This window comes from Sinomicrobium kalidii (assembly GCF_021183825.1).
GTDB lineage: Bacteria > Bacteroidota > Bacteroidia > Flavobacteriales > Flavobacteriaceae > Sinomicrobium > Sinomicrobium kalidii.
In genome coordinates, this window is record NZ_CP089211.1 from 4645703 (window position 1) to 4659211 (window position 13509).

The 13509-nt window shown below is 46.9% G+C and carries 10 protein-coding genes; 7 read left to right on the top strand and 3 right to left on the bottom strand.

All coding sequences use genetic code 11. From position 1 onward, the window contains the following. Positions 1–99 precede the first annotated feature (99 nt). Positions 100–1083: a helix-turn-helix transcriptional regulator gene (locus tag LS482_RS18800; RefSeq protein ID WP_233029056.1), complete on the bottom strand. Its 984-nt coding sequence runs from the start codon at positions 1081–1083 to the stop codon at positions 100–102. A 177-nt stretch (positions 1084–1260) separates the two neighbouring features. Here LS482_RS18800 and LS482_RS18805 point away from each other — a divergent pair, with 177 nt between their 5' ends. From LS482_RS18805 to LS482_RS18825, 5 genes are all read left to right on the top strand, one after another. Then, positions 1261–1923 (top strand): class I SAM-dependent methyltransferase, encoded by a 663-nt coding sequence (locus tag LS482_RS18805; protein WP_233029057.1) that lies wholly within the window; start codon positions 1261–1263, stop codon positions 1921–1923. A 75-nt stretch (positions 1924–1998) separates the two neighbouring features. Further along, positions 1999–2298, top strand: a complete 300-nt coding sequence (locus tag LS482_RS18810; protein WP_233029058.1) for a hypothetical protein — start codon at positions 1999–2001, stop codon at positions 2296–2298. Positions 2299–2301: 3 nt separating this feature from the next. Then, positions 2302–3888, top strand: a complete 1587-nt coding sequence (locus LS482_RS18815; RefSeq protein ID WP_233029059.1) for a PepSY-associated TM helix domain-containing protein — start codon at positions 2302–2304, stop codon at positions 3886–3888. Between the two features lie 107 nt (positions 3889–3995). Continuing rightward, positions 3996–6389 (top strand): TonB-dependent receptor, encoded by a 2394-nt coding sequence (locus LS482_RS18820; RefSeq protein WP_233029060.1) that lies wholly within the window; start codon positions 3996–3998, stop codon positions 6387–6389. Positions 6390–6415: 26 nt separating this feature from the next. Then, positions 6416–7678, top strand: coding sequence for a DUF4374 domain-containing protein (locus LS482_RS18825; protein WP_233029061.1), 1263 nt, complete (start codon positions 6416–6418; stop codon positions 7676–7678). A 254-nt stretch (positions 7679–7932) separates the two neighbouring features. Here the strand turns inward: LS482_RS18825 and LS482_RS18830 are convergent, their stop codons facing one another. Together LS482_RS18830 and LS482_RS18835 are read right to left on the bottom strand one after the other, a co-directional pair. Continuing rightward, positions 7933–9627: a ribonucleoside-diphosphate reductase subunit alpha gene (locus tag LS482_RS18830; protein ID WP_233029062.1), complete on the bottom strand. Its 1695-nt coding sequence runs from the start codon at positions 9625–9627 to the stop codon at positions 7933–7935. Positions 9628–9648: 21 nt separating this feature from the next. Next, on the bottom strand, positions 9649–10623 hold the full coding sequence (locus tag LS482_RS18835) for a ribonucleotide-diphosphate reductase subunit beta (RefSeq protein ID WP_233029063.1): 975 nt from the start codon (positions 10621–10623) through the stop codon (positions 9649–9651). Between the two features lie 613 nt (positions 10624–11236). Between LS482_RS18835 and LS482_RS18840 the strand changes: the two genes are divergently transcribed. Together LS482_RS18840 and LS482_RS18845 are read left to right on the top strand one after the other, a co-directional pair. Further along, positions 11237–12424, top strand: a complete 1188-nt coding sequence (locus tag LS482_RS18840; RefSeq protein ID WP_233029064.1) for a hypothetical protein — start codon at positions 11237–11239, stop codon at positions 12422–12424. A 108-nt stretch (positions 12425–12532) separates the two neighbouring features. Beyond that, positions 12533–13471, top strand: coding sequence for a helix-turn-helix domain-containing protein (locus LS482_RS18845; protein ID WP_233029065.1), 939 nt, complete (start codon positions 12533–12535; stop codon positions 13469–13471). The last annotated feature ends 38 nt before the right edge of the window (positions 13472–13509 follow it).

A 13509-nucleotide genomic window follows, 5' to 3' on the forward strand; every position in this document is an offset into this window, starting at 1 on the left:
AATAAATAAAAAGTATTTTTTAAAGGTTTCGGGGATATGTGTGTTTTTTCTTTTGGTTGATTGGGATTATTACTTCAAATATGATCATGTACTTTGTTTCTACCCGTTTTTAAATTTACTCGGTACCATACCGAATTTTTTCTTGAATGCCGTTGAAAAGTGCTGCGGGTTTTTGTACCCTGCAATATCGGAAACCTGGCTTACCGTCAGCTTTTGTTCCAGGAGCAGTTGTTTGGCCCTGGTCATCCGCAAATGATGGATACAGCCGAATACCGTAGTCCCGAAAACCGTTTTGAACCCGTTCTTTAACAGGAATTCGTTGGTGCCGATCTTTTTTGCCAGTCCGTTCAGCGTGATCTTCTGTCCGTAATTTTTAAGAAGGTAATCACGGGCCTGGTATATTTTGTCCCTGTCGGAAGGGGAAAGGCGGTTTTGGGTGTTCAGCGGGGTGTTGCCGTATTGTTCGATTTGCAGGAAAAGCAGTTCCAGTACCCTGGCGTGAAGGAATATCTTGAGGTAATGTCTTTCCCGGTCGGTTTTCAGGATATCGCGGAGAAGAACGTGCATTTGTGGCGAAACAGGGTAATTGACATTGTTGAAGTAGCCCGTACGACGGTTGCTGATCGCTGTCCGGAACGTATGGAAACTCTTTTCTGCGGGCAGGAATTTCTCAAAAAACTCGGGACGGAGCCGTATGCATATAAAATGTAATTCTTTATGGGCCGGTTCGAAAATACCGTGTGTATTGTCGCAATACAACAGGTTATGGGTATGTTTGCTGAGACCATGACGGGTTTCCGGCAGATTGAAATGGACATTAAAGGAACCTTTCAGGATAAAGAGCATTTCAACGGCTTTACCCGAATAATTGAAGCTGATTCCGGGTTTTTCGCTAAACTTCATCCTGGCCTGTATTATTTTAAAATCCTCCATCTGCATTTCTTCGTGCCATCCTTTTACGGGAGAGGTTTCAAAGACCGTACGTGAGGTGGTAATGCCGCACGGGTTCCTGGTGGTTACCGTAGTGCCGAAGCTAAAGGCTGTTTGTGCCCGGGTGTTTATATCTATGTGCAGCACGTCCATCTTTCTGTAGCTGGTTTTAATTCCTTATGGCGTAGGTTTTTCTCCGTTTGACGTATTTTCCGGTTACCCGGCTTGCCATATATTTGCTGTCAAAGATATTTATTTGAAATTAATCTAAATAAATACTACTGTTAAAAGATGTTTTTGTAAGCGGGAATCCTTTTACGGGAAAGCGTCATGACAAAAATCAGGAAAGGAATACAAACCGTAAACAGGAAGGGGGAATACCTGTACTGTTTAAAGGAGAACACTAATCATGAAAGCGTGTTGACCGGGGAAAAAACAAGTGAAACAAAGTTGAAGGCCGATGTGGTTGATGCCCTGAATATAGAACCGGCGTCCAGGATACTGGATATTTCATTCGGCCCTGTACCGTTGGTGACCGAATTGGTGAACAATATGTGGAAGGTACACTATTTCGGGCTGGAGACCGCCCCGGAACTCGTTGCGAAAGCAACCGCGGTGTTTGCCGACCACATTAATGACCGGAAAGCCCTTTTTGAATTGTATGACGGGAAGAAGGTCCCTTATGTAGTCGGGTTTTTTCACCGGGTTCTGCATGTTAGCCCGGCCGGGGAGCCGGTTTCGAAGGTAGTCCTCCGGGAAGGATACAGGGTGCTTACCGAAAACGGGATCATGGTTTTGGTACACCGCCCCCGCGGACAATTTGAGGAAGCTGTGGCCGTGGCAAACACGGCGAGGGCGACCGGGTTTACGGTTCGTGACCTTAAAATGTTTGACATGACAGGCAAGGGAAAGCTCCGTGCCGAAGGACCGGAAAAATATGTTATTACCGTACTGGTAAAACCGGGAAAACACCCGGAACGGGGTAGCCGGTGAAAAGCAGACACCGCATTTCCACATGATTTTACCTGTTAAAAAGTTTTCCAGCACATCACTATAGTACAGAGAAATATGCCGCCTAACAAAAAATACCTCACCAGGTCACCACTACAACGTTTTGCCAAAATATCCGCTGGCTTCCTGGGGGGATATATGGTTACGGAAACCCTTTACATGGCCCTTGCCGTATGGCTGGATACCGGAAATGTGCTCATGACCCTGCGGTTCGGAGGGGCCATACTGTGGGCCGCATTGATGATCCTGGCTTTCCTGGCCCGGAACGGCTGGATAGTATGGGGGATTTATCTCGGGATTTCCCTGTTGTTCACTGTTCTTATTTATTCCGGTAATCTTGTTAACCCCCTGGTTTAGGTTATGTCTCAAAGAGTTTATAATATTATTTTCCACACGCATACCATAAGTGGTATTATTATCAGTGCATTGCTCTATGTGATCTTTTTTGCGGGATCGATATCCTTCCTGAGGGACGAGATCAATGCCTGGGAACGCAATGAACCCATTACCGGAGGCTACTTCGCCGAAGTCGATTACGATGCGGTTTTTAAAGCCCTGGAAAAAGAACAGCAACTGTACAGCCGGGATATCAATTTTTCACACCGCTTTTTTGAACGAAGGATCTCGACCTTTATGTCGCCACCCAAGGATACTACCCTGCAGAAAGGTTCGAAAGGCGGGAGGCGAAGAGGATTCTTTTACCTGGACCCCGGGAGCCGGACAAAAAGGAATTATGCGGAAAACTACTCTTTGGGAGAATTTTTCTATCGCCTGCATTTTTTTGCTCCCCTCAACTTTCACAGCAGATCCGGGTACTACCTGGCCGGTTTTGTGGCGTTCTTTTTTCTTTTTGCGGTGATTACCGGGGTGATCGTCCACTGGAAGAAGATCATTTCCGGTTTTTATGTGTTCAGGCCCGGGGCGAAATGGAAAACCATATGGACCGATGCGCATGTGGCCCTTGGAATGATAGGGTTGCCCTATCAGTTTATGTTTGCTTTTACCGGGGTTTACCTCATTATAGGTTATACCGTAATGCTCGCACCGGTACCGTCCGTACTGTTCAATGATGACGGCGGGAAAATGCAGGAAAGCATGACCTATGAAAAAACCGTGGAATACCCGTTTGCGGGAGAACCCTTTAAGGGAGAGATGTCCTTTAACGACTGTATAACACAGGCAAAGGCAAAATGGCCGGAAATGGAGATCAACGGGCTTCAGGTCATGAATTACGGTGATGTCAACATGCATATAAAAGTCAGGGGAGCACCATTGTTCCGGGACCGGCTGACAGGCGGGGGCTATGTTACATTCCGTGCGAAGGACGGCAGGATAGTGGATGAAAAAGATCCTTTCGGGGAAATATCCTATGTGGAAGGATCGGCAGATATACTGGCCAGGCTTCATTTCGGGGATTTCGGGGGCTATGGGATGAAGGTGATATACCTCGTTCTCGGCCTGGTAACCTGTTTTGTCATTTTGTCGGGGGTGCTGATCTGGCTGGTGGCGCGAGACAAGAAAAACGTGGCCAGCGCCAAACGGAGATTCAATACATGGCTGGTACGGGTTTATATGGCGGTTTGCCTGGGACTGTACCCCGTTACGGCATTCACCTTTGTTATGGTGAAGCTTTTTGCGGATGGTGCCGGCGATGACAGGAAACACTTTATCTATACTGTTTTCTTCTGGAGCTGGCTGGCACTCTCAGTACTTTTACTGATAAAAAGAGATACCTGCTTTACAAACAAGGCTACGCTGATCCTCGGAGGGGGTATCGGTTTGCTGGTACCCGTAGCCAACGGGTTCAGAACAGGCCTTTGGCCCTGGACAACATTTTCCGGCGGATATTCCCAAATCTTCGTGGTCGATGTGTTCTGGATTTCCCTGTCGGTTATCGCATTTGCAGTAGTACTCCGGTTAAAACGTAAAACCGTTGCCCGAAAGTAGCGATTATTCTGCTTTACGTAGATAATCCTCCGTTTTGCGTAGGTTCCGAAGGGGCGGAAAGGAATATTTTTGCGCAATTGTAATAATTAAGTCTAAATAAGTATAAAGTGTGTCAAACAACAAGTTATAAAAGGTATAAAAACCCGGAGTTATGGAGACTGCTGTTCCTCCTGCTGCTGCCGGTTTCCATGATCGCACAATCGGGGAAAGTCCGCGTTAACGGTACGGTTACAGACAGTTCGGGAGCGGCAGTGTTCGGGGCTACCGTGATGGTCCGGCAAACTGCTGACGGAGCGGTAACAGATGAAAACGGGAATTTCGAATTATTGCTTAACGAAGGCAGGTATATCCTGGAGACTTCCTACATGGGCTACAAACCCGGAACAGCGGCGATAGAAGTTAAAAAGGGGAGTCCCAATAAGGTAAGTATAAGGGTCGAGGAATCACCTTATTCGCTCGAGGAAGTTGTGCTCTCCGGCAAAAGTATTGTCCGGCAGGTAGAAGAAAGGGCCTATAACGTCAGCGTGGTCAATGCCCGGAAACTCCATCACACCACGCTCGACCTGGGGCATGCCCTGGACAGGGTTTCCGGTATAAGGGTAAGGGAAAGCGGCGGCGTGGGATCGCAGATGAACTTTTCCATCAACGGGTTTCGCGGAAAGCAGGTCCGGTTTTTTATTGACGGTATCCCCATGGATAATTTCGGTTCATCATTCCAGCTCAATAACATTCCCATAAACCTCGCGGAGCGGATTGAAGTTTACAAGGGCGTGGTACCCATTGGCTTGGGTTCGGATGCTCTGGGGGGAGCTGTGAACATCATTACCAACACCTATGAAAAAAGCCATCTCGATGCTTCCTATTCCTACGGGTCTTTTAATACGCACAGGTCTATGGTCAATGCCATTTATGTGGCCAAATCCGGGTTTACGGCACAGATCAATGCATTTCAAAACTATTCTGATAACAATTATAAGATGGATGTGGAAGTATCTGATCTCGAAACCGGGGAATACTATCCCATGCGTACCGTAAGAAGGTTTCACGATACATACCACAACGAAACGGTGGTAGCCAATATCGGGGTGGTGAACAAATCCTATGCGGACAGGCTGCTGTTTGGAGTTACCCTGGGGAACAGTTACCGGGAGATCCAGACGGGTGCCCGGGTGGTCAGTGTTTTCGGGGGATGGCATCGCAAGGGAAATATTATAATGCCCACCCTGAAATATAAAAAGGACGATTTTTTAACGGAGGGCCTGGACTTCAGGTTCAATGCGAATTACAATTTCGGACAGGAAAAGAACATCGATACCCTCAACAGGAGGTATAACTGGCTGGGACAGTACAAGGAGTATCCCAACCCGGGCGGCGAACGGTCCTATTCGCGCTATAAGTTCAGGAATAACAACGGTCTCGCTTCGGCCAACTGGGATTATGCCATAGGCGAGCATCACAAGCTTACATTAAACAATACCTTCAACACCTTCAGCCGGGAAGGGGAGGACGAACTGGACCCGGACAGCGACATTTACGAACAACCGCAGAAAACCCTGAAAAATATAGCAGGCCTCGGCTACCGGTATGAGTCTGACGACTGGAATGCCACCGTGTTCGGCAAGCAGTACTTTCAGCAGAACAAATACGCACTGGCCTATAATCCTTCGGGGAACTACGGGGACGTGGCCTATAAAAACCAGTTGAACAAATTCAACTATACGGGATACGGAGCGGCCGTGACCTGTTTCCTGACCGATAACTTCCAGTTAAAGGCTTCGTACGAAAAAAGTTATCGTCTTCCGGACAACGAGGAGCTGTACGGCGACCTGATTAACCTTGAAGGCAATATTGACCTGGAGCCCGAACACAGTCACAATTTTAACCTCGGTGCCGGCTACTGGTGGCAGTTCGGGGAACGGCACCGTTTGCATTTCAGTGCCAACGGTTTTTACAGGGATGCCAAAAACTTTATATACCGCCGGCTCAATACCAACCAGGCTATGCAGATCATGGATAATCTGGACGGTGTTACCAATATAGGAGTGGAAGGGCAGGTGCGCTATCAGTACGGCAACAAGCTGACGGCGGGGGTGAACGTAACCTACCAGGATTTACGGGATAACAGTCGTTTCCTGGACGGCGGTACTACAAAAAACGATGTGTACCGCGACCGGATTCCCAATATACCCTACCTGTATGGCAATGCCGATGTGTCTTATACGTTTTCCGGCCTGCGGAAGGAAGATACCATGAGTATCGGGTACAATATGCTTTATGTACATGCCTTTTACCTTTTCTGGCCCGGCAGGGGCGGGAAAAATACCAAATACGGTATCCCGGAACAGCTATCCCACGATATCAACATTACCTATACCCTGAAAGACAAATTGCAGTTTACACTGGAATGCCGGAATATCCTGAACAGGAACCTCTATGACAATTTCAGTTTACAAAAACCCGGAAGGAACTTTACGGGAAAGATCAAATACACCTTTTTTTAATTTATAAATAAAACCAGATATACACAATGAGAAAATCATCTTACTTTTTAAGCATTTTTACCCTGGCTTCCGCAGCATTTTTTGCAGGATGCAGCAGTGATGACGACACTCCCGGCGATAATGGCGGCGAGGGCACACCAGGGGCGGAGTCCAAATATATAATAACCGCAACTCCCACAGCCTCCGAAGGTGTGGCCGATTACATCCTTACGGCAGACGATCTGACCGGCGGCACCATTACCACACAGGGGAACGGTATTGAACAGGACGGGACATACCGGTATTACGTAACCAGCAACAACAGGTTTTTCAGCCTCCTCTACGGGCAGGGCAACCCCGGTGCGGTGACCACCTACCAGTTGAATAACGAAGGAGCACTGGAAAGGCTGTCCAATTTTCAGTCTGAAACCGTACAGGCTTTTGCCGCCGTGGATGACGATATCCTTATGGTGAAGATATCGAGGAGTGCGGATGCGCCTTATGCCTACTGGTACCGTTTGAACACCGAAACCTCGCAGTTTGTGGACGAAGGGCAGATCAATACCCGGGAACTGGCCGATAAGGAAAACGGGGAACTCGCCTTCTTTTCCTGGATCACACAGGTGGGAGACAAGGTCTATATGCCTTATTTTACGGTAAAGGCCTGCTGTAATGATACTTTCGGGACAGCATATCCCGACGAGGCCAATATTGCCGTGTATTCCTATCCGGAAATGGAACTGGAAACCGTTATTTACGATGACCGGACCAGCTATATAGGCCGTTATTTCGTAAACGGGCTTACCGTGGATGAGAACGGGGATGCCTATGCCTTCTCTTCTTCGGTGGCAACTACCAACGGTGAAGTGACATCTACCAAACCTTCTGCCATAACCCGCATTAAGAACGGGACCACTGAATTCGACGAAGATTATTTCTTTAACCTGGAAGAAGCCACCGGCGGACTGTACATTACAGATCATATCTATGCCGGTAACGGCAGGTTCATTGGTATTATGAAAGAAGAAAAGACCTCGGCATACAGCAGCGGAAATATCTATGTTGTTATCGATGTTTACAACAAAACGGTTACCGAGGTTACCGGGGTTCCCGAGGCTTCCGGGATCGTAAGCGTAACCAACATGAACAACTATGTTTCTGAAGACGGCAGTGTAGTAAATGTGGGGATCACGACAGAAGCGGGCAGTTATGTTTACAATATCGATGTAGCGACTGCCTCTGCTACCCGCGGACTCGAGGTACAGGGCGGCGTTATCACTGCCATCAGTAAACTGGACCCGGCGGAATAATAGCGTACCTGAAAAAGAAATGTTCAGTAATGCTCCCGGAATCCGGGGGCATTTTTTTGTAGTGTGACGGGTATTGCGAAGCAGAGTGGTCAGTCATTTTGAGTGTATCTGTTTCTGCTTATCGCAAGTAGTTCCGCATAAAATTTTTGTGTGTCAGTGGTGTTTTATAATACGGGCAGGCGGGCACCATAAAAAAACCAGTCTTGTTTTAATAACAAGACTGGTTTTCCGGTATTCCGAAGTTTTGTTATGTATCAGGATTCACAACTGCTGCAGTTCACCAGGTTGTTTACCATTTCCTTGGAAACACTCTGGCTTCTCTGGTAGTACAGTGTTTTAACGCCCAGTTTCCACGCTTCGATGATGAGTTTGTTCACTTCCTTGATCGGAACGGCGGAAGGGATATTGATGTTCAGGCTTTGCGACTGGTCTACGTATTTCTGACGGATGGAAGCCTGTTGAATGATCTCCAGCTGGCTGATCTCCTTGAAAGTTTTGAACACCGCTTTTTCGTGGTCGGACAGGATATCCAGTTTCTGGACGCTGCCGCTGTCGAGCATGATGTTCCTCCAGGTATCTTCATTGTCCTGTCCTTTTTCTTCCAGTAATTTTTTCAGGTATTTGTTTTTCCGGATAAAGTTCCCCTTGGAAAGTCCGGCCTTGTAATAATTACTGCTGAAGGGTTCGATTCCCGGCGAGGTTTGCCCCAGGATGGCCGAAGAGGAAGTGGTAGGCGCAATGGCCAGGGTGGTGGTGTTCCTTCTTCCGTACCCGGTCAGCACTTCGGGTTCGCCGTAGATCCTTGCCAGTTCTTCGGTAGCCTTGTCGGCTTTTCCCCTGATGTGTTTGAAGATCTCGGTACTTTTCATTTTGGCCTCCATGCCTTCAAACGGGATCATGCTTTTCTGTAAGTAGGAATGCCAGCCCAGCACGCCCAGGCCGAGGGCCCTGTGGCGTTTGGCAAAGCGGTTGGCCGAAGCCAGGTAGTGATTGCCTTCGGTTTTAACCACAAATTCCTGCAATACGGCATCCAGGAAGAAGATGGCCAGTTTAACGGCTTCGGTGTTTTTCCACTCGTCGTACAACTCCAGGTTCATGGACGATAAACAGCAGATAAAGGATTCGTCTGCAGAAGAAGGCAGCATGATCTCCGAACAGAGGTTGCTGGCATTGATCTGCATGTTCTTGTCTTTGTATACCTGCGGCTTGTTCCGGTTTACGTTGTCGGTAAAAAAGATATAGGGCAACCCTTTTTGTTGCCGGCTTTCCAGTACCCGGGCCCATACCTTGCGCTTGTCCATATCGCCGTCTATCATTTCCTGCATCCAGTAGTCCGGGACACAGACACCGAAGAACAGGTTCTGGATAGGGTTACCGATATCCTTGATCTTCAGGAACTCTTCGATATCCGGGTGATCGATGTCCAGGTAAGTGGCAAAGGCCCCGCGCCTTACACCGCCCTGTGAAATGGTGTCCATGGCGGTATCGAACAGTTTCATGAAACTCACGGCGCCGCTGCTTTTCCCGTTGTCGGAAACGGCACTTCCGCGGGCACGCAGGGAACCGAAATAACCGGAAGTTCCGCCGCCTATCTTGGTTTGCATGATCACTTCCCCCAGTTTGTGCGTAATCCCTTCTATGTGGTCCGGGACATGAACGTTAAAGCAGGAAATGGGCAGTCCTCTTTCCGTTCCCATGTTGGCCCATATGGGAGAACTGAGGCTCATCCATCCGCGCTCTATCATTTCCTGGAAGGATTCTTTGAGTTCCGGTTTGTACAATCGCTTGGCCGCCGCCGTGGTGATCCGGTCAATGGCGCCTTCCACGGTTTCGCCTTTTAAGAGGTAACCGCGGTTCAGTATCTGTTCGCTTTCATCGTTTTTCCACCAGAGTTTTTCCCTCAGGGTAATATCATTTTCCGTGGCTAATGGTAATTCTTTCGTAATCATCCCTGCAATTTCGTTTTAATATTAAAATAAATCATCTGCTGTAATGCTCTTGTCGTGTTTGGTGTAGTCCACGGGCCTTTTGGCGAAGAAATCGTCCAGGCTGTTGGCAAAGACCTCTTCTTCAAACCACCGCAGCGGGGCGTATTCGGCCGCCGTGATCCCGTAAATCCTGTCCATTCCTATTTTTTCCATACTGTCGTCAATACGGAATTTCATAAAGTTCAGCAGATCGTTCTTCTTTACGGTCTCGAGCTCACCGTCTTCAAATATCCAGTCCAGTATTTTCCCTTCGATATCGAGAGAATGTTTCACGGTCTCCTTAATGTGTGCAACGGTTTCCTCATCAAAGAAATCCGGATATTCTTCCTTGATCTTGTTCACCAGGTAAATCCCGGCATTGGCATGGATCTGTTCATCTACCGATGTCCAGGCAATAATGTTGCTCACGTTCTTCATCAATCCCTTGAACCTCGTAAACGACAGGATGATGGCAAACTGGCTGAAAAGCGATACGTTCTCTATAAGGATGGAGAATAGTATGAGCGATACCACATATTTTTTCCTGTCTTCCGAATTGGCATTTTTAAGGGCCTGCGAAAGATAGTCCACCCGTTCCCCGATGACCGGGACTTCGAGCAGGTTCTTAAACTCGTTGTTATACCCCAGCACTTCCAGCAGCCTGGAATAGGCTTCGGAATGGCGGAATTCGCATTCGGCAAAGGTGCTCCCCAGTCCGTTAAATTCCGGTTTCGGAAAATGCTGGTAGATGTTTCCCCAAAACGTTTTTACTGCAACTTCTATTTGTGCAATAGCCAAAAGGCTGTTTTTTATGGCCGTCCTTTCCGCCTGGTTCAGGTAGGAGTGAAAGTCCTGGGTATCGGCGGTAAAATCCACTTCGCTGTGTACCCAGAACGACCGGTTTATTGCCTCGGTAAATTGCAGGACATCGGGGTACTCAAACGGTTTATAGTTAACTCTTCTATCAAAAATAGCCATAGTACTTTTGTTTTTTAAAACGTTGTATTTTTAGTAAAATGTTTGAAACCAGATTTCTGGAAAAGCAAATGAGAGAATATTTACTTTTTAATTGGGGAAAACTAAGTTACGGCATCAAACCGCCGGTTCTGAGCGGGAGTTCAAAAAGATTTAAAAAGGTTATTAACACATTTTAGGATCGCTGTTTATTGATGCCGGTTCAGGGTTTTAAATCGCTGTAATTTAGTGTATAAGAATTTAGTCTTCACAAATTTTCAGCTACAAATACACAGATGTACCAATAGTTGTTTTGCCACGGATGCTTTTTAGAGTTTTTTAGTTGGTATTGATAATTGCATAGTGATGGTTTCCTTTTGATTATTTATAAGCTATAACATCCAAATAACTTAATAACCTGTCAACTCCAAAACTCCCCAACTCCCCAACTCCAAAACTCCCCAACTCCAAAACCTTATTGTGTATCCTTTTTCCACTTAAAACTTGTAAAAAAGGGGAATATCCCCGTAACGGCTTTCGAATATTCCTTTTATATTTACTGTCAGGCCGGACATCATGCCTTTTTAGACGCAACCCTGCCTGAACTAACCGGAATAACCAACAAAATCAAAAAATCATGAAAACAAAACTACTCCGTTTAATGCTGTTTGTGTTTGCTTCACAAGCTCCGTCTTTTTCACAGGAACTCAACGATTTACAATTAAAGCAACAAATTATTAATGAAATAGGATCGAGGATAGATCACGATCTGGCCGAATCCAATCGTAAAATCCTGTCATCCGATTCCCTGATCCTGAAACTGGATGCCGAAATAAATGAACTGAGAAGGAACAAGGACCGTATCCAGAACCTCACCGACAGGATCAACGCTATAGAGAACAAACAGAAGGCAGTAAATGACCGGGAGCTCGGCCTGTATTCCGGGAATTATGAAACCGCGGTCATAAACCTTGCTTTTCTTGAATCGGACCTGAAGCCGATCAATCTGTTTCAGAGCAGCAGCAGTTTTTTTGCGGCGCTCAACCAGACCGGCAACCCTATGAACTACCCGGAATACGAAGGCTGGTATGAAGAATTCAAAGTGTTTATCAACAAGGAAAAGGACCGGGAAGTGCGTATCGGGGTGCTGAACGATATGTTGTCCACCACGGCAAGCTTTACGAAGGGGACCCCGCTCACAGGTCCGGTGGTAGGGACCCTGTTCGACGGTATAGCCAGTTTTATAAGTAGCCTGGGGCGCAGTAAAAGGGAATTGCGCGAAAAAAGTGAAAAGATGATGGCCGTGACGATGGTCCTGGGGCAGTATTCCAACGACATCCTGGCCATTGAGAACGAATGGACCTCCATAAACGAATCCCTGAAGGAACTACAGGAACTTTATGAAGAAACCCTGAACTACAATCTGGGACTGATAGGAGAATCCCGTACGGATTTTGAATCGGGTTTTATCACAGAAACCAACGGCAATGAAAAACTGGAATATCTCAACAGGCTGAAAGAACTGGCGAGGCAGCGGGTAATGGATGAGAAAGGGGACAGCCCCAAAGAGTGGAAGAAGACCTTTTATTATGAAATGGAAAAAGTACAGACCCTGAAGATAAGGTTCGGCGAGATCACCCGGAGGGTCAAACATAACATTACCGAATACAACGACCTGATAGAAAGGTACAAAAAGGCAGATTTCATGGCCTCCAAAATACAGGAACTCGGACAAAAATTAGAAAATCTGGACAAGAGTTTCAGCGATACCTACCAGCCGGAAACATATATCCGGGATGCGAAATTCATGTACGCCATAGAATAATACATTGCGGAAAGGCTATTATTTTCCGGACAAAAAAACGATAACGTCCTAAAGGCTGATCCATCTTTGTAAGATTCGCTATCTTTGAATTTTATAAACCGGGATGTAATGAAACAGATCAGGACCAAATCGCTTGAAGAATTCTATGAAGAAGCCGTGAACTTCACGGGAAGGGATATCAATGCACTTTTACCACCGGGCATTCACAGGGAAATAGGCCATTTTAACGTATTTGACATCTCGGAAACTATCAAAGAGGTGAAGCAGAGGAATATAATGCCCTATAATCGCAGGGCCTATTACAAGATAAGCCTTATCCGCGGAAAAAACAGGGCGGAATATGCCGATAAGATCATTGATGTGGAAAAAAACGCCCTGTTGTTTGCTACGCCTAAAGTGCCCTATCACTGGTATCCGCTTGATGAAAACCAGTCGGGATCATTTTGTGTGTTTACGGCCGATTTCCTTATTAAAAACAAGGTCGGCGTGGTGCTGGATGAGCTCCCCATATTCAAATCGGGCGGCTACCCGGTTTTTGAGATCACCGATGAGGAGGCCGATGAAATAGGCCAAGTCTTCCGGAAAATGAGAAATGAACTGGGTTCGGATTACGAGTACAAATACGACCTGCTTCGCAATTTTGTCCTGGAACTCATTCACTACGGGCAGAAACTTCAGCCGGCTACTACCCTGCATCCCCGTCAGAATGCCGCCATACGGATTGTTTCGCTGTTTGCCGAACTGCTGGAGCGGCAGTTTCCCGTAGAACCGCCCAACCAGCGGCTGCAGTTGCGGACAGCAAAGGAATATGCCGAAAGACTGGCCGTACACGTCAATCACCTCAATAAGGTATTGAAGGAAAATACCGGGAAGACCACCACCGGGATCATCAGCGACCGGATTGTACAGGAAGCCAAAATATTGCTGAAACAGACTGACTGGAATGTTTCCGAGATTGCTTACAGCCTCGGTTTTGATGAAGTGGCCCACTTTTCCAATTTTTTCAGAAAACAGACCTCCCTGTCACCACTGGCATTCCGTTCCTGAAGAGATAATATTTGAATTTTGCAAATCACGGATTGCTA

Excerpts from the sequence above, each read along its gene's own strand:
- LS482_RS18800 (WP_233029056.1), bottom strand. The coding sequence starts at position 1,083 with ATGGACGTGCTGCACATAGATATAAACACCCGGGCACAAACAGCCTTT.
- LS482_RS18805 (WP_233029057.1), top strand. The coding sequence starts at position 1,261 with ATGACAAAAATCAGGAAAGGAATACAAACCGTAAACAGGAAGGGGGAA.
- LS482_RS18810 (WP_233029058.1), top strand. The coding sequence starts at position 1,999 with ATGCCGCCTAACAAAAAATACCTCACCAGGTCACCACTACAACGTTTT.
- LS482_RS18815 (WP_233029059.1), top strand. The coding sequence starts at position 2,302 with ATGTCTCAAAGAGTTTATAATATTATTTTCCACACGCATACCATAAGT.
- LS482_RS18825 (WP_233029061.1), top strand. The coding sequence starts at position 6,416 with ATGAGAAAATCATCTTACTTTTTAAGCATTTTTACCCTGGCTTCCGCA.
- LS482_RS18830 (WP_233029062.1), bottom strand. The coding sequence starts at position 9,627 with ATGATTACGAAAGAATTACCATTAGCCACGGAAAATGATATTACCCTG.
- LS482_RS18835 (WP_233029063.1), bottom strand. The coding sequence starts at position 10,623 with ATGGCTATTTTTGATAGAAGAGTTAACTATAAACCGTTTGAGTACCCC.
- LS482_RS18840 (WP_233029064.1), top strand. The coding sequence starts at position 11,237 with ATGAAAACAAAACTACTCCGTTTAATGCTGTTTGTGTTTGCTTCACAA.
- LS482_RS18845 (WP_233029065.1), top strand. The coding sequence starts at position 12,533 with ATGAAACAGATCAGGACCAAATCGCTTGAAGAATTCTATGAAGAAGCC.